Source organism: Paenibacillus kribbensis (assembly GCF_001705305.1).
Classification (GTDB): domain Bacteria; phylum Bacillota; class Bacilli; order Paenibacillales; family Paenibacillaceae; genus Paenibacillus; species Paenibacillus kribbensis_B.
Genome location: NZ_MCBP01000005.1, coordinates 336,698 through 353,606 on the forward strand (window position 1 = coordinate 336,698; position 16,909 = coordinate 353,606).

The window sequence follows — 16,909 nt, forward strand, 5'->3', positions numbered from 1 at the left end:
AATTTACCTGGGCGATTCAAGCCCTCTAAAGGAGGTCGGTTCACGTGTCTTACCCTATACGGACAGCCCGCGCTGTCCGTCTGTTATCGCTGCTGTTATGCGCTATTACACTAACAACATCCTGTCCGCTTCCTGCTCACGCCTTTGACGAGGACTTACAGCCATCGTCTTCCCGAAGTACCCCGAAAGCTAAAGTGAATGCTTCACAATCTCTAGCCACATTGTTTACGTCGAGGCTTGCTTTATATCAATCCATCGAAGCACTGACAGGAATTCCTTGGTACAGGCTGGCTGCAATCGATCAATATGAACGAACACTTACAGTGGCCCATCCCAAAGACCGCAAGCATGCGGAACGGATCACGGGTATTTTTATTACGGGACCTATCTGGTCCGGCCTGATGAACCCGGATTCAGATGATCAAAATCCACGCTCCATTGAGATATTTTCCGGGCTGGGACAAGACGGTTCAGGCGACGGGATCGCTGACCGCGATAATGACAAGGACTCGCTGTTCAGCATGGCTTCTTATCTTGGGAAATATGGGAACAACGAGGATGAATTTGGTATTGCCGTATGGGAATACTACCATAACAGCCGCGCAGTTCAAAGAGTTCAGCAATTTGCCAAGCTGTATCGGACATATGGCAAGCTGGATCTGAACAGTCAAGCTTTTCCGCTTCCTTTAAGCAGCATTTACAGCTATCGCAGCACTTGGGGAAGTCGTCGCAGCTGGGGCGGTTATCGCATACATGAAGGAACTGATCTGTTTGCTGGCTACGGAGTTCCGGTTCGCAGTACCTGCTACGGCGTAGTCGAAATGAAGGGCTGGAATCCATTCGGAGGATGGCGGATCGGCATTCGCGATCTCAACAATCGCTATCACTACTATGCACACCTTTCCGGCTTTGACAAAACCGTACACAAAGGAGATATCGTTACACCCGGTCAGACGGTTGGCTGGGTCGGAAGCTCGGGCTATGGAAAGCCGGGTACCCAAGGCAAGTTTCCACCGCATCTGCACTATGGTATATATCGGGACAATGGCTGGACCGATTGGTCGTTCGATCCGTATCCGTTATTAAGAAAGTGGGAGCAAACCGAGCACAAGGCGCTCAAAACAGAGCAAGGAAAAGGGACCTCCTCGTAGGGTCTCTTTTGCTTTTTCCGAGAATCTCACATCACTCCCTTCAGCTTTATGGCGTTGGAGACTGACGGATGGGATTTTCCTCTTCCTGTGCAGCTGGAACACTCTCTATGACTGAATCTGTAGCGCCGCCGCTCTCTATCGTATGTGAAGGCAGCGCCAGCTGCGGAGCAGTTGCGCCATTTTTACCAACGGGCTTGCCCTGATTGTCATAGTAGTACATCGGAACATTGCCCACCACCAGCAAATAAGATACCGGGATTTCCGTCTCCACAATCTGAGGCTGCATCTCAAACGGGATCACTACAGACACCTCTGTCGTAATCCGAATGTACACTTCCACCAGGATCATGTTGATGCCTGCATCCTGTTGACGGGTATTCAAATCCACCTTGATGGCTCCATGCGGCTCCACCTTTAGAGGGATCTTCGGGCCATACGCTGCCAGCAGCGGGCTGCCCAATGCCTGACCAATTGGAACGCTCTCATCAAAATGGCTCATACTGTCCATTGTTGCCTTGACCGCTTTGAGCGTATCTGACGTAATTCTCATGTGCTCCGCATAATTGAGAACAAAACCGGACGTTCTCCCTTGTGCATCCGTTCTCCATTCGATCAAATTATCAGCCGTCTTGCCCTGTTCGACCTGTGCAGTTATGGCTGAATTGATGGCCTCTGTTGCCATTTGCTTGACCCGCACTTTTGCCAAATGCATCATGGGCGGCTTCAAATGCTGCTCCACATAAGCAGCCATCTGTATGATCCCTACCAACAGCGCAAGTACCACAATAAAAAATACTCTGCGTCTGCCACGTCGCCTTCTGTTGGGTGCGCTGTGCCATTGCGGTCTTCTCATCATCCGATCCCCCCGCAGCGATGAACTTACCCTACAAGGATATGCGAGGAATACACGAAAAAGAAGCCGCCCGTCCGGCAGCTCCTGTTGATAGAAAAAATATGTGATTGCTGTGATTATTAATAAGAGTCCAACCGATTACTTGAAAATGTGATCAATCTTGTCGATATCCGCCTGACTCAGCTGAACATTTAGCGTTTTCAAATTCTCCAGCACCTGCTCCGGCTTTTTCGCCCCTGGAATGAGAGCATCAATCGAATCGCGTGTCAAATACCATGCCAACACAACATGAGCTACCTCAGCATTCAATGCATTGGCAATCTGCCGCACCTGCTCCACCTTTTCCAGATTGCGGACAAATATTTCTCCCTGGAACAATGGACTTTTCGCTCTGATGTCCGTGAAGGTTGTGTCCTTCGTATACTTCCCACCCAGCAGTCCGGCTGCCAGCGGGAAATAAGGCACAAATGAAATGCCATTAGCCTTGGTATAAGGCAGCAGCTCCTTTTCTGCTTCCCGTTGGAGCAAATTATATTCGGATTGAAGGACATCCACATAGCCGTCGCTATTCGCATCCTTCAACTGTTCAATGGAGAAATTGGATACGCCAATCGCTTTAATCTTACCCTCGTCCTTGAGCTTCTTCAGTTCTCCGACTGCTTCTGCCTTCGGCGTTGCTTCATCCGGGAAATGAATATAAAACAAATCAATATAATCCGTTTGCAATCTTTTCAGACTGGATTCGACAGAGTTACGCAAAAATGCCGGCGAGTTGTCAAAAACAACCTCTCCGTTCACAAATTTGTGTGCTCCTTTGGTCGCGATCACGGCTTCATCACGATTGCCACGTTCTTTCAATACCTCGCCAATCAACCGTTCCGAGTGTTCAGGTCCATAAATAAAAGCCGTATCCAGAAAATTGATGCCGTTATCCAAAGCTGTGCGAACGACCTCTTTGCCCGTTTCATCGTTCAAACCGGAAAAAAGATTATGTCCGCCCACCGCATTTGCACCCAAACCGATTTGTTTTACATATAGATCTGTTTTGCCAATACGCACTTGCTCTGCCACTTCACGTCATCTCCTTTTCGAAAGTTACTTCCATTTTAAAATTAGATTCCAAAAAAAGCAAAGTGCGTACCCGACTGCTGCTCCTATCCTTAAATAAGCAGCCAATCCTATTTTCTTTTTCGCTTCATACTGCGCATGATCGTTTTTGTTGCCTGATCCACCCGGTATGATTCGATGATCTTTTGCAGAGCTTTATTGAACGTAAAATCGTCCAGTATGTTGTTCTGCAAATAATTCATCGTAATCTCCGGCAGCTTGATATAGCAGATGGATATCGCCCATGCTACCGCCATTTGTACATAGTAATCCTCACGATGAGTCTGATCCAGTAATTCAAGCACCTGGTTAATATACGGTTCCTCAATATAAAAATTGAGAAGCATAACCACGCCAAACCGAATTTCATATTCTTTTTTGGAGAATAGATAGGGCTGTATAAACTCCCATACCCGTTCCTTATGATTTTTCGTAAACTTCAATCCGGCACAAAAGCTGTCGCATACGGACCAATTATCAATTTTAGGCACAAATTTGGCGACATAACTTAACGCTTCCTCTCTATCTGTTTTCACATAGCCAATAACCATACCCTGCAGCATCACTTCCTCGAAGTAATCACTTCCAGCAATTTCCAGGTAGAGACGCCAATCTCCTTTGGCAATATCCTGTGCCAGCTTGCGCAGCACCGGAAGACGTACGCCCAGTACATTATCAATGGTCGGAAGCAATGCAGCCGTGAACTTCTGAAAGTCCGTATCCACGTACGACAGTATTTGTTCTCTGATTGTTTTTTCCAATCGGCTCCACTCCCTGATCCTTAACTAATGAAATGAAATGCTCCACAAATAAATCGAGGCCACCGATCCATAGGGCGAATAGACTCTTCTATACTCCTCGAACTGCCCTCTGGTAATCGTATCCAGATTATATAGCTTCATCATTCCCCGCCGAATAGCGATATCGCCCCAACTGACGACGTCCGGGCGCTCCATGCAATTAATCAGCATCATTTCGGCCGTCCAAGGTCCTATCCCCTGCAGTGAGGACAGTTTTTGGATCACCTGCGTATCGGAGAGCTCATATAATTCCTGCAAATCCAGCAAGCCCTGCTCTATCGTTTGGGCTATGTTCAGGATACATACGGCCTTTTTCATGGTAATGCCACAGCTTTGAATATCCTCGGCCGACTGGATGGCTATATTTTGTGGAGTCATCGCACCTAACTTCTCCTGCATTCTTTTCCATATGGTTTCAACCGCCTTGGCAGAAATAAGCTGTCCAACAATGGCATGAACGAGCGCAGCGAACAGATCGGGAATGACCACCCGTTCTACTTTGCCTATTTGCGCCATAGCTGCGCCAAGTATGGGATCTGCGTTTTTCAGATAATGGACTTCCTTTGGCCCATAGTCAAAGTTTTTGGTCATTACAGTTTGCATGAGTTCTCCCCTTTTCAACTCAAATCAGGGTTCAAATCCTTCCTGGCTCACGTAGAGCTGTTCTTCAGGGAAAACATGGAGGAAACGCTCATAAACCGTTTTGTAAGCTGCCGGGTGATACCATTCTTCCAGCCCCAATGACTCGTACAACGCACCCATATTTAAGCTTCGTGTCCGCCTTCCTCCACTGCCGTCTCCCATAAAATAATCGTCAATACAGACACGATTGACCAGAGGCAAAAGCTTGTCGGCAAAATGTTCGCTGCTTGGAAGCATGGGAGCGATTGTGGCCTGCGCTGGTACTCCTGCTTCTTTTAACAGTTGCAGTGTTTTGAAACGGGCCTGAATGGGAGGCGCATCCGGTGTGAAATGCTTGCGGATATCCTCACGGTCTGTTTCTATAGTCATGCTCACCCTTACGCGGTCCTCCAATCGGAGTAGCCAATCGATATCCCGTCGTACAAGTGGACTGCGCGTCTGCACCAACAGGAAATCCGGCGGATCTTCCACCATCACCTTCAGCAATGAACGGGTCACCTCTTCCTTATATTCAACAGGTTGATAAGGGTCCGTGCTGGACGACATAAAAATCGTGACTTTACCTTTGGATTTGGCCCTGCGAAGCTCCTTGCGAAGAATATCTGCAGCCTGATTTTTGATATCTACCCATGTCCCCCAAGCTTCCTTCCGGAACGTAGAGACTGGCAATTGACGCACATAGCAATACGAGCAGCCAAAGGTACAGCCTGTATACGGGTTCAACGAGTGTGTATACCCCGACAGGAAGCCTGTCCCTTTATTCAAAAGGGTCCTGGGATTTTTGTACAAATACTCATTTTTCATTATTCGCCTCGTTCAAGTTGCAAAAGCTTTACTTTCATGTCCAAACCGCCACGATATCCGGTCAAAGCCCCATTTTTGCCGATAACCCGGTGGCACGGAATGGTAATCAAAATCGGATTAGCACCGATAGCAGCTCCCACCGCACGAACAGATGCAGGCTTTTGTATAGCGTGGGCAATATCTGAGTAGGATTGTGTTTCCCCATACGGAATGTCACTCAGCGCCTTCCACACCGCCATTTGAAACGCAGTTCCTTGAAAATCAAAAGAAATGGTAAAGCTTGTGCGTTCTCCTTGGAAATATTCAATCAACTCCTTGGCATAGGGCTGTAAGAACGCAGCCTCTTCAACTAAAGAACTGCCGGGAAACCGATTCCCTGCCCATGAAATCAATTCCACTACAGGTTGATTGGGCGAGCCTACATAACATAGTCCTTTAGATGTAGCTGCAATATATAAATTCCAATCCTCATGGGTCAATAATGACCAATAGATCGTCTTATTCGTTTGATTTTCCATGCTGTATACCTCCATTTTGTGCTTCTTGGGATTTGAGCTGACGATATTGCATGGGAGTGCAGCCCATATTCTTTTTAAATAACGTAATAAAGTAAGGGGTATTGGACAAACCTACGCTCTTTCCCACTTCCGCCACCGACTTATCCGTGCCAATGAGCTGTTTCCTGGCTTGCGCCAATCGGGTTTGTTGAATATATTCCATCGGGGTTATATGCATGATCCGCTTGAAGGTACGATGTAAATGATAGGGGCTTCCATGACTCATTTCTGCAAGAATGTGCAATGTTAAATTTTCCATATAATGAGAATTCACATATTCTGTAACCCATGCTATCCATTCATGATCAGGCAGATGCTGTCCTGTTGGTTTGCACCTTTTACATGGACGAAATTGCTCTGCCAAAGCCTGCTCTGCTGTTTTAAATACACGAATATTTTCTCTTTTCGGAGGACGGGATTTGCAGGAGGGACGACAAAATATGCCTGTTGTCTTCACAGCGTACCAAAATACGCCGTCATAAGACTTGTCATTTTCTACAATAGCTCTCCACATATCGTCAGTTATAGACAAATCAGATGTTCCCATTCAATTCACCTCTCTTGTACAATGTGGCCTCCCACATATTCATGTCAGGTTCTTGCAAAATCCTCATGTCTAAATTATAAACCAAATAGTGAACATATGTACCCCTCTTGGAATGTAAAGGCAAGATAACGAAAAAAAGATGACTCCAATGGAGCCACCTTAGACTTGATCTTACTTGTCTGTCTTCCTTAGACTTGAAGCCTGCCCGGTTCAGCGGTAATCGTCAACTCATCTGCAGGCTGGCGGTATTCCTTTGACCAATACTCGGCATTGGGAATCCCAACCTTCTCCGGGTCGAACACCGGGTCTAGCCCCTGCTTTTGCTGCCGTTCGTAATCCTTAAGCACACGGAAGGCAGGCTTGGCCAGCAGAATCATGGCGATTAGATTTACCCAGAGCATAATACCGACACCCATATCCCCCAAGGTCCAGGCCAGGGCTGATTCCTTGACCACCGTTCCGTAGAACGTCGAGCCCAGGATAACCAGCTTTAGGACGAGCATGGGCCATTTGGCCTTGTGGTCGGCAACGAGATAGGCCATATTCGTTTCTGCAATGTAGTAATAAGAAATAATGGTTGTAAATGCGAAAAAGAACAATGTAATCGCCAGCAGACTGGAGCCGAAGCCCGGAAATACCGACTCAATAGCTGCCTGCGTATATTGTGTTCCCTCTTCAACACCGGGAAGATTGTGCACAATAAAATCGCCGCCAGGCCCCTTTACGTTATACATGCCTGTAAACAGGACCATAAAAGCCGTAGACGTACAGACCAAAAAGGTATCTACGTACACGGAAAATGCCTGAACCAGCCCCTGCTTTGCCGGATGAGAAACTTCCGCGGCAGCTGCGGGATGCGCACCAGAGCCTTGTCCGGCTTCGTTGGAATAAATCCCCCGCTTTACGCCCCAGGCAATCGCCGTCCCCGCCATACCGCCGAACACAGAATCCACGCCAAAGGCACTGCGAAAGATCAGTGAAAATACGTCAGGCAGCGCAGTAATATTCGTCATCATAATATAGAAAGAAATGAGAATGTAGCCGAGTGCCATAAACGGAATGACAACCTGAGCGACATTGGCAATCCTTTTTACACCACCAAAAATAATAAGCGCCAGCAAAACGACCACTAGAATCCCTGAAATTTTCATATCCATACCAAATGAACTATGGAATGCCACAGCAATCGAGTTCGATTGGGTTCCCGGCATAAGCAAACACATAGCCACCAACGCGACAACCGCAAAAATGACGGCAAACCATTTTAAGCCCGTTCCTTTTTCGATATAAAAGGCTGGACCGCCTCGGTACAGACCATCACGCTTTATCTTATATACCTGAGCCAGTGTGGATTCAACAAAAGCCGTAGCTGACCCGATAAAAGCCATGACCCACATCCAAAATATCGCTCCTGGTCCGCCCATGCCGACAGCCAAAGCAATACCTGCTATATTCCCCGTCCCTACACGCCCCGATAGAGCCATTGTAAAAGCCTGAAAAGAAGATACTCCTGCCTCAGAGCTTTTCCCTTTAAATACCAAACGAATCATCTCTTTAAGATGCCTGATTTGCAGGAATCGAGTCATGATTGAAAATAACAAGCCCACGCCCAAACAGACATATACCACCGGATTACTCCAGATGATGCCATTCACTGCTTCTGCCCATTTCTCTAACATTCCTTGCTTTTCCCCCTGATCAGTCAATAAATTCCTGGTCTATATTTCCAGAAAATTTGCATAATTACAAAAAAATTATAGATTAGATTGTGTCACCATACAAGTTAATTTAATTGACATATTGTCAATTTCAAGTGGACTTATCAGCTACATCAAATGACGACAAAAAAGCTCTGATGATCCGGAATGTGGATCATCAGAGCCTTGTCCTTAAGATATTCAGGCGCTGCCCTCTTTTTCATTCGAAGCACTAGACAGTTTCAACAGCGGGGTCTGCTCCGCTACATGCCCTTGAGGGATTGGAAGGATTTCAGTATATTCGGAAGAATTCGTAATGATAACTGGCGTAATCGTAGGATAACCCTCTGCCCTGATTTGCTCAACATCAAACTCGAGCAGCAGATCTCCCGCTTTTACCTGATCGCCTTCTTTGATATGGGAAGTAAAATGTTTACCGTCCAGCTTGACCGTATCTACTCCGACGTGAACCAGAACTTCTGCACCATGGTGCGAAACAATCGCAAGCGCATGTTTTTTCTTGAACGCTACAGTAATGGTTCCGTCGAACGGGGCTACAACTCTGCCCGTTGTCGGTTGGATAGCGATACCTTTACCCATAGCTTCCGAAGCAAATGCAGGATCGGGAACCTCCGACAGAGCGAGCACAGTTCCTTCAATCGGGCTAAGGACCTCTTCATTAGAAACAGCAGCCGTAGGAGTGGATTCTTTAGCCGAATTATCAGTAGTTTCCTCTTCTTCTACCGGATCTTCAAATCCTAAAATATAGGTCAAAATGGCCGAAACCAGAAATGATACCGTAATCCCTAAAATCAATCCCGGGAAGCCTTGTCCGCCAGGACCGTAAAAGATTGGCAAGGTCAGCAATCCAGGTGCGCCGGAAGCAAATGCCTGCGTTCCTGCTTGACCGATAATCGCACCACCGATAGCACCGCCGATAACACCGGCAATAAACGGACGCTTCAGCGGCAGCGTAACCCCATAGACGGCTGGCTCCGTGATGCCGAACAACGCGGTAAGTGTAGCTGAGCCTGCCAGGGTTCTCAGCTTTTTATTTTTAGTCTTCAGCATGACACCAAATGCTGCGCCGGTTTGAGCAAAGATGGAAGCAGAAGCAGAAGGCTTGATTCCGTCTCTACCGTTAACAGCAATGTTGTTAATAAACACAGGTATAAGGCCCCAGTGAACACCGAAAATAACGAGCAACTGCCAACAAGCACCGAGGATTGCTCCAGCCAGCAGCGGACTAAAGCTGAACGCAGCAACGAGTCCAGCAGCAATCCCATTACCTACGTACACCCCGACTGGTCCGAAGACCATCAAAGTCAGAGGAAGCATAATAACAAGTAAGATCAATGGTGTAACAAAGTTTTTGACACTCTCATGCAAGAATCGATTGCACACTTTTTCCAACTTACTCATGACGATGACAGCTAAAATGATCGGAATGACGGTAGACGAATAACTCATCATGACAATCGGAATACCGAAGAAGTCCGTAGGTGTACCTTCCGTTTTCAATGTGACGATGGACGGGTAAAGCAACCCTCCGGCAATAGTCAGGGCAACAAAGATGTTACCTCCAAATTTCCGGGCTGTTGTAACCGCTAACAAGAGGGGGAGAAAATAAAACAAGCTGTCAGCTGCAGCATACAAAATCATGTAGGTAGTTTCTTTCGGCTGCAGCCAGCCAAGGTTGCTGGCGATCAGCAGCAAACCTTTCAAAATACCGGACCCGGCCATAACTCCGAGCAGCGGTGCAAAAATACTGGAAACGACATCTATAACGGCTCCAAATCCCTTGTTGCCTTTAGCCGATTTGTCTTCTTGTCCAGTTTCGCTCAAAATGTTGGAAACTTTGCCGATTGCATTATAAACCTCCGGCACTTTGTTGCCGACGACGACCTGGAACTGACCGCCACTCTGCTTGACCGTGATAATACCATCGGTTTTTTCCAGCTTTCCTTTGTCTGCCTTTGCCTCATCTTTTAGCACAAAACGCAGGCGGGTGGCACAGTGAACGAGCGATACCACATTTTCTTCTCCACCTACCAGATGCACGATATCTTTAGCCAGTTTTTCATAACTCATGTTAGACACCTCCATGTTCTAAGGGCATTTTACATATTTAGGCACACAAAAAACCTAAGCCTTGAAAAATAGTGGGCAATGGGTGTCCCGCGATTTTTCATGACTTAGGTTTTGCCTGCATAACCAGTAACAATCCCAGTTAAAACTTATTAAATTCCTGTTGCTCTCATAATATAATTAATCTGTCATATTTGTCAACAAAAACATTTAAGCGTATATTATTGATTCATTTTCGTCGAAAGAATTCGACTTATCTATTCACCACCCGTTCAATATGCACAGTCAGATACAACTTTTCTTCATTCGTCAATTCGTGATTGTATTCTTTTTTCACAAAAGCTCCGATTTTCTCCGTACAGGCCGCGGCTTCCTTGTGCTTTTCTTTGATCATGTCGTACAAATGGTCATAGTTATTTTCGTAGTGATTCCCCTTAAATACACGCTGGGCGAAAAATTTCAGATGCGTAATAAAACGGAAATAACTCAGAGAATCCTCGTCAAAATCGACCTTAAAATGATATTTGGCGATATTGATAATTTGCTGGATGAACTTCGTAATACTCATGGTTGTAATGACTTCCTCGTTCATTTCAGCGTTCACGATGTGAATCGCAATAAAAGCCGCTTCGTCTACAGGCAGTTCAATACTGAGCCTTTGCTTGATTTGCTCCAGCGTTTTCAGACCAATCGCAAATTCTTCTTTGTATAGCTGCTTGATTTCCCATAATAGCGCGTTTTTGATCTCCAAGCCTTCCCGGTATCTTTCCACGGCGAAATTGATATGGTCGGTCAAGGAAACATAAATATTTTCGTTCAGCTTTCTGTTCAGATTATGCTTGGCCTCATTAATGATTTCTTCCACAATCACGATCAAATCAAGCGGAACTTCACGCAGCAGCATTTTGAAGTTATCGGACGTCTGCTTGTTTTTCAGAGCAAATACCTTCTGAATTCTGGTTTCGTCCACTTTATCTCCAGGCTTTTTCTTAAAAGCAATCCCCCGGCCCATCACCACGAGCTCCGTACCGTCCGTCTGATAGACGCTGATTACATTGTTGTTGATGACCTTTGCTATATTCATCTCGATCCCCCGTTCTATATGCCAGCAAGAGCCACACCTATTCCACCCTTATTACTGCAAACCAAAAAAAACCAAAGCGCAGCAAATAAACAAGACCATAAAATCTGCTTATTCGTGGCTTAGGTTTTGCCTGCTGCGCAGTAACAATCCTAAAAAAATGATGGAATTGCGTCAAGTATAGCCCGAAGAGGGTCGATTGTCAACGCTTTCACCTAAGAAATGAAGACCGGAAATCCCCGGAAATCCGGGGCATCCGATCCTATTTTTTTTTATAGTTTAATTACTCGCCCAGGCTCTCGCCGTCAGATTGAATCACATTTTTGTACCACTGGAAGCTTTTCTTTTTAATCCGCTTCAACGAACCGTTGCCTTCGTTGTCACGGTCTACATAAATATAGCCGTAGCGTTTTTTCATTTCTCCTGAGGAAGCGCTAACGATGTCAATAGGTCCCCAGCTTGTGTAACCAATAATCTCGACCCCGTCTTGAAGAGCCTCACCCATTTCGGCAATATGCCGCTTGAGGTAGTCGATACGGTAATCGTCGTTGACCTCACCCTCAGGTGTAACCACGTCGTTGGCACCAAAACCGTTTTCCACTACAAATAATGGCTTTTGGTAGCGGTCATGCAATTGGTTGGCCGTGATGCGGAAGCCCTTTGGATCAATCGTCCAGCCCCATTCGGACTTGTCGAGATACGGGTTGGACACAGAGCCAAACACATTGCCGCTGGTCATGTTCTTGACAATTTCCGGATCTGTGCTGGTCGTCCGGCTCGAATAATAGCTGAATCCGATATAATCAACAGTATGATTTTTCAGAATGTCTGCGTCTCCCGGTTCCATCTCGATGTTCAAGCCGTGATCCTTGAAGAAGCGCTTCGCATAACCAGGATATTCGCCACGTGACTGTACATCGATGAAGAAGTAGGATTCGCGGTCTTTTTCCATCCCTTGATACACATCTTCAGGATTGCACGTATACGGATAGAAGCTGCCGGCAGCGAGCATACAGCCAATCTGGACATCCGGAATGATCTCGTGGCCCGCTTTTACAGCCAGCGCGCTAGCGACAAGCTGATGATGTGCGGCCTGGTACTGAATTTGTTTAACATTTTCGCCCTCTTGGAATACGAGCCCGGCGCCAAGGAAAGGCAAATGGAGCAGCATGTTAATCTCATTGAAAGTCATCCAGTATTTTACTTTATCCTTGTAACGGGTGAATACTGTTTTTGCATAGGTTTCAAACAGACCTACCAGTTTCCGGTTCCGCCAGCTTCCATATTTCTCAACAAGATTTACCGGAACATCAAAATGAGCGAGGGTCACCACCGGCTGGATGCCATGCTTATGCAATTCGTCGAACAGATCGTCGTAAAATTGCAACCCCGCTTCATTCGGCGCAGCATCTTCTCCAGTTGGAAAAATGCGAGCCCAGGCAATGGAAACACGCAGCGCCTTAAAGCCCATTTCTGCAAATAGCGCAATATCCTCCCGATAGTGATGGTAAAAATCAATTGCTCCGTGCGAAGGATAGAATTCGCTTTCAAGCGGGGTGAGTGAAGGAACGTCCCCCTTCATAATGCTTCTTCTCTTCTCTCCGGTAGGCAGCAGATCTACGAGACTCAGCCCTTTACCGCCTTCCAAATAAGCACCCTCGGCCTGGTTGGCTGCAAGAGCACCCCCCCATAAAAAGTCTTTAGGAAAAATAAAGTTGGACATGAACGTTCTCCTTCCAAATGTGTGATAAAAGGGAGACCAAGGGGAATGGATAATAAAAAAACCTAAACAAGCCAGAGTACACTTGAAGTGTACCCATGCCGGTTCAGGTTATGCCCTATCGGTAACATCCCATGAAAAGGTAATAGTATTTGAAGAAGACTCTAACAAAGATTTGGGTACCTGTCAAATTCTCTATTACGACGGCAATTCGCTGTTGCTAGCCAGTACCTCCATCAGCTGAGCGGTTGGGAGAAGCACAAGATTTACGCTCTACAAACCGGGTATCGACTGTGATTTTAATTGCATTTTAAGGCAACGGCAAGCTCAGCCATTCGCTCTTTCTCAACGCGGATCGTTGTCAACTCTGGTGTAATAATTAATGATTCATTAATATTATCGAACCCTATAACTGAGCATTCCTCGGGCACTTTAATCCCCATTTCGGATAATGTTTTAATCGCACTTATAGCAATGTAGTCACATTCACAAAACCATGCCGTCGGAAGTTGTCGGCCATCATTCAAATATTCAGTCAATTGTTTTTTAAGCGATTCCTGCGAGCTTAGAATGGTTGGAGCCACCGACAAACGCCGAGATGTGGGGATATCGATCTGATATTCCTCTAATGCTTCCATAAATCCTCGCTCCCGCCTGGTAAGCCCCTATTCGGTTATTAATACCGATAAATTGTACGGGCAGCGTGTCAAAACAAGTACCAAATTGGACATGATATGATGTATGTCTTCGATCTGCCAGCGTGTCAAATTTGTTCCGAGAATAATGGCGCCATCACTATATTTTTCCTCGAATACATGTTTAATTTCCTTTTCAAAGAATTCTACATTTACTGTCGAAAAGATTAGCTTATACCCTTTTTGGCGGCAGTTTTCTTCTATGAAATAAATCAGTGACTTAAAAAAGGGCTGTTGATCATATTGCTCGAAAACAATACCGGAGCTTGTGCACACTAGAAAAAGCAACGATTTGTCGCCTTTCTTCTGATGTGAGGTTCGGCTCTTCGGCATTTAACCAACTTGATGAGCGATTTGAAGTATGTGCTCTCGTGTTTCAGGGCTAATCCCCGGCTTACCACTAAAAGCAAGAGAAACAGCCGATTTAGAAACATTAGCCATTTGGGCGATATCTTCCATTTTCATAAATTTATTCTCCATCTATTCAAAATACAGGTAACCGTTAAAGTCAGTTTACATATATGAATAAACAGACACAATAGACAAGCATTTTTTTAAGTAAAATTAGTCACTTGATTTTATAATATTATTCCTAGAAATTTGGCGTAAAAGAATAAATATGCGTTATTTATTCTAAATAAAATATTCAAGCTTAGTTTATTTACCTAAAATAACTAAACTAAATAATATTTTTTTTAGAATCCAGCCAATTGACAGCGATTTCTAGAGGTGATACGATGACTTTGAAAGTAAAACAACATATATTTTAGTTAGTCTAGTTTAGTTTTGTTTAGTGGAAATTCAGTTTATTGACTTCTAGTAAAGGAGAGTTATTAATGAAAAAGCTGAAACTCGGTTACGCGCCTACACGACGATTCACCTTCAGTGCTGAGGATGCATTCCGCTACAAAATTGCCATTCGCAAACAAATCGAGAGCTTCGGGATGAACATCGACATTGTGGATTTGGAAGGACTTAATGAAGAAGGTTTGCTGTATGACGATCATATTAACGCTGACTTGATTATCAAACGTTTCAAGGAAGAGGAAGTAGATGCCGTTTTCTTTCCCCACTGTAATTTTGGAACTGAGGATACGGTTGCCCGTGTGGGCAAGGCGCTTGGCAAGCCGGTTCTATTGTGGGGTCCACGTGACGAGGCTCCTTTGGCCGACGGCATGAGATTGCGGGATACCCAGTGTGGATTGTTCGCCAGCGGAAAAGTGCTTCGCCGCTTTAATGTCCCATTTACCTATATAACAAACAGTCGCGTGACTGATCCGGTATTCGAACGAGGGTTTAACAACTTTATCTCGGCCGCCAATGTAGTACGACAGTTCAATAGGTTACGGATTCTCCAGATTGGCCCTCGTCCCGCTTCCTTTTGGACCATGATCTGCAATGAAGGAGAACTGTTGGAACGATTCGGTATTGAAATCCATCCGATTACGCTGGTAGATATTCAGCTTCGTTCCAAGAAAATTGCATCCGGGAGCAGTGCTGAACTTTCAGAAGCGATTGATTACATCAAAGAGAAGCTGGATTACAGTGAAGTCACCGAAGAGGATGTCAGACGAATCGCTGCACTTAAAGTAGCCATGAAATCCTATGCGATCGAAACTGGAAGTACAGCCATCGCCATCCAATGCTGGTCCTCCCTCCAGGAAGCTATGGGAATTATGCCTTGTCTGGCAAATGCCATTTTGACAGATGAACAAATTCCGGTCACTTGCGAAACCGATATTCACGGAGCTATTACTTCGGTTATGGTACAAGCGGCTGCGATGAACGAACTGCCGACCTTTTTTGCTGATATTACGGTACGTCACCCTGAGAATGACAATGGAGAACTTCTATTCCACTGCGGGAACTTTCCAGTATCCATGTCTATTGAGAACAAACCCAAGCTCCGCAAGCATTTCCTGTTCGATGATCACGCGCCAGGCACACATGAAGGACAAATCAAAGGCGGCGGCATGACAATCGCTCGTTTTGATGGTGACCACGGGGAGTATTCCATTTTCCTCGGCAAAGCTAAAGGGATTGAGGGACCTTATACCCGCGGCTCGTATGTCTGGGTAGAAGTCAACGACTGGCCGTTATGGGAAGAAAAGCTCGTCAAAGGCCCTTACGTCCACCACTCTGTTGGCATTCACGCTAACGTCATCCCGGCTCTCTACGAGGCCTGCAATTACCTTCCAGGCGTCAAGGCAGACCCGGTAGATCCTACCGAACAGGAGATCCAACGCTGGTTGCGCGGCTCCGATCTCACTGTCACCAAGTCGGGCATTATGGTTTAACTATATTATTTTCAGGAGGACACTATGGAAATCCGAGACTTGAAAATCAAAGCCGCACAAATCCGTCAGGACCTGTTCACCATTATTCATCGTGCCAAAACAGGGCATACGGGAGGCTCGCTGAGCAACACGGACATACTCACCGCTCTGTACTACGAAATCATGAATATTGATATCGCTAATCCTAAATGGGAGGAGCGCGACCGCTTTATTGCCAGCAAGGGACATTCCGTCGAATCTTTATGGTGCATTCTGGCGGATCTTGGTTTCTTCCCCAAAGAAGAGCTGGAAACCTACAGCCAATTCGGAACCCGTCTGATTGGACATCCGAACAATAAAGTTCCCGGTATTGAGATGAATACAGGCGCATTGGGCCATGGCCTCCCCATCTCAGTCGGCATGGCGCTGGCTGCCAAGCGTGACGGGCGATCCTACCGTGTATTCTGTCTGATGGGTGACGGGGAGCAAGCTGAAGGCTCCAACTGGGAAGCTGCTATGGCAGGCGCGCATTACAAACTGGATAATCTTGTCGGAATCATTGACCGCAACGGCCTGCAAATCAGCGGTACAACCGAAGAGGTTATGGGACTTGAGCCGCTGGATGAGAAGTGGGCCGCCTTCGGCTGGAATGTCATCTCCATTGACGGTAACAGCATGGAGGAACTGGTTCATGCATTCCGCAACATCCCCGAAATTGAAGGCAAACCAACATTGGTGCTGGCAAACACGCTAAAAGGAAAAGGTGTATCCTTTGCCGAGGGTGTTCCAGGGTGGCATCACCGTGTTCCAAGCGATGATGAACTTGAACGTGCACTGGCTGAACTACAGCAAAAAATAGACGAATTATCCGGGGAAGGACAGGTGAAATAA

The 16,909-nt window shown here is 46.1% G+C and carries 16 protein-coding genes; 3 read left to right on the forward strand and 13 right to left on the reverse strand.

Annotated elements, in window-relative coordinates:
- Positions 1-44 precede the first annotated feature (44 nt).
- A complete protein-coding gene (locus BAZ21_RS12525; RefSeq protein WP_068500759.1) occupies positions 45-1,151 on the forward strand; it encodes a M23 family metallopeptidase in 1,107 nt (368 codons plus the stop codon).
- A 46-nt stretch (positions 1,152-1,197) separates the two neighbouring features.
- On the opposite strand, the gene yunB is transcribed toward BAZ21_RS12525, so the two are convergent.
- The 13 genes from yunB to BAZ21_RS30110 all read right to left on the reverse strand — a co-directional run bounded on the left by yunB (position 1,198) and on the right by BAZ21_RS30110 (position 14,207).
- Positions 1,198-2,007 (reverse strand): sporulation protein YunB, encoded by an 810-nt coding sequence (gene yunB, locus BAZ21_RS12530; protein WP_068500763.1) that lies wholly within the window; start codon positions 2,005-2,007, stop codon positions 1,198-1,200.
- 135 nt (positions 2,008-2,142) lie between these two features.
- Positions 2,143-3,075 (reverse strand): aldo/keto reductase, encoded by a 933-nt coding sequence (locus BAZ21_RS12535; RefSeq protein WP_068500767.1) that lies wholly within the window; start codon positions 3,073-3,075, stop codon positions 2,143-2,145.
- A 107-nt stretch (positions 3,076-3,182) separates the two neighbouring features.
- The gene (locus BAZ21_RS12540; RefSeq protein ID WP_068500771.1) at positions 3,183-3,872 is read right to left on the reverse strand and encodes a DNA alkylation repair protein; all 690 of its coding nucleotides are present in this window, start codon (positions 3,870-3,872) and stop codon (positions 3,183-3,185) included.
- 24 nt (positions 3,873-3,896) lie between these two features.
- Positions 3,897-4,514 carry a DNA-3-methyladenine glycosylase family protein gene (locus tag BAZ21_RS12545; protein WP_068500774.1) on the reverse strand — a complete coding sequence of 206 codons (618 nt, stop codon included), beginning with the start codon at positions 4,512-4,514 and terminating at the stop codon, positions 3,897-3,899.
- A gap of 24 nt (positions 4,515-4,538) precedes the next feature.
- On the reverse strand, positions 4,539-5,357 hold the full coding sequence (locus BAZ21_RS12550; protein WP_068500776.1) for an SPL family radical SAM protein: 819 nt from the start codon (positions 5,355-5,357) through the stop codon (positions 4,539-4,541).
- The gene (locus tag BAZ21_RS12555) at positions 5,357-5,875 is read right to left on the reverse strand and encodes a methylated-DNA--[protein]-cysteine S-methyltransferase (RefSeq protein ID WP_068500778.1); all 519 of its coding nucleotides are present in this window, start codon (positions 5,873-5,875) and stop codon (positions 5,357-5,359) included. Before BAZ21_RS12555 ends, BAZ21_RS12550 begins: the two co-directional genes overlap by 1 nt.
- A complete protein-coding gene (locus BAZ21_RS12560; protein WP_068500781.1) occupies positions 5,856-6,461 on the reverse strand; it encodes a bifunctional transcriptional activator/DNA repair enzyme AdaA in 606 nt (201 codons plus the stop codon). The genes BAZ21_RS12555 and BAZ21_RS12560 overlap by 20 nt, the downstream gene beginning before the upstream one ends.
- 188 nt (positions 6,462-6,649) lie before the next feature.
- Positions 6,650-8,140 carry an alanine/glycine:cation symporter family protein gene (locus BAZ21_RS12565; RefSeq protein WP_068500784.1) on the reverse strand — a complete coding sequence of 497 codons (1,491 nt, stop codon included), beginning with the start codon at positions 8,138-8,140 and terminating at the stop codon, positions 6,650-6,652.
- Between the two features lie 219 nt (positions 8,141-8,359).
- Positions 8,360-10,249, reverse strand: a complete 1,890-nt coding sequence (locus tag BAZ21_RS12570; protein WP_068500787.1) for a beta-glucoside-specific PTS transporter subunit IIABC — start codon at positions 10,247-10,249, stop codon at positions 8,360-8,362.
- Between the two features lie 250 nt (positions 10,250-10,499).
- Complete coding sequence (gene licT / locus BAZ21_RS12575) at positions 10,500-11,330, reverse strand: BglG family transcription antiterminator LicT (protein ID WP_068500791.1); 831 nt, start codon at positions 11,328-11,330, stop codon at positions 10,500-10,502.
- A gap of 280 nt (positions 11,331-11,610) precedes the next feature.
- Complete coding sequence (locus BAZ21_RS12580; RefSeq protein WP_068500794.1) at positions 11,611-13,050, reverse strand: 6-phospho-beta-glucosidase; 1,440 nt, start codon at positions 13,048-13,050, stop codon at positions 11,611-11,613.
- Positions 13,051-13,346: 296 nt separating this feature from the next.
- Positions 13,347-13,685 (reverse strand): substrate-binding domain-containing protein, encoded by a 339-nt coding sequence (locus BAZ21_RS30105; RefSeq protein ID WP_305953036.1) that lies wholly within the window; start codon positions 13,683-13,685, stop codon positions 13,347-13,349.
- A gap of 390 nt (positions 13,686-14,075) precedes the next feature.
- Positions 14,076-14,207: a helix-turn-helix domain-containing protein gene (locus tag BAZ21_RS30110; RefSeq protein WP_305953037.1), complete on the reverse strand. Its 132-nt coding sequence runs from the start codon at positions 14,205-14,207 to the stop codon at positions 14,076-14,078.
- Between the two features lie 371 nt (positions 14,208-14,578).
- Between BAZ21_RS30110 and BAZ21_RS12590 the strand changes: the two genes are divergently transcribed.
- Positions 14,579-16,039, forward strand: coding sequence for an L-fucose/L-arabinose isomerase family protein (locus tag BAZ21_RS12590; RefSeq protein WP_068500797.1), 1,461 nt, complete (start codon positions 14,579-14,581; stop codon positions 16,037-16,039).
- Between the two features lie 24 nt (positions 16,040-16,063).
- A complete protein-coding gene (locus tag BAZ21_RS12595) occupies positions 16,064-16,909 on the forward strand; it encodes a transketolase (protein WP_068500800.1) in 846 nt (281 codons plus the stop codon).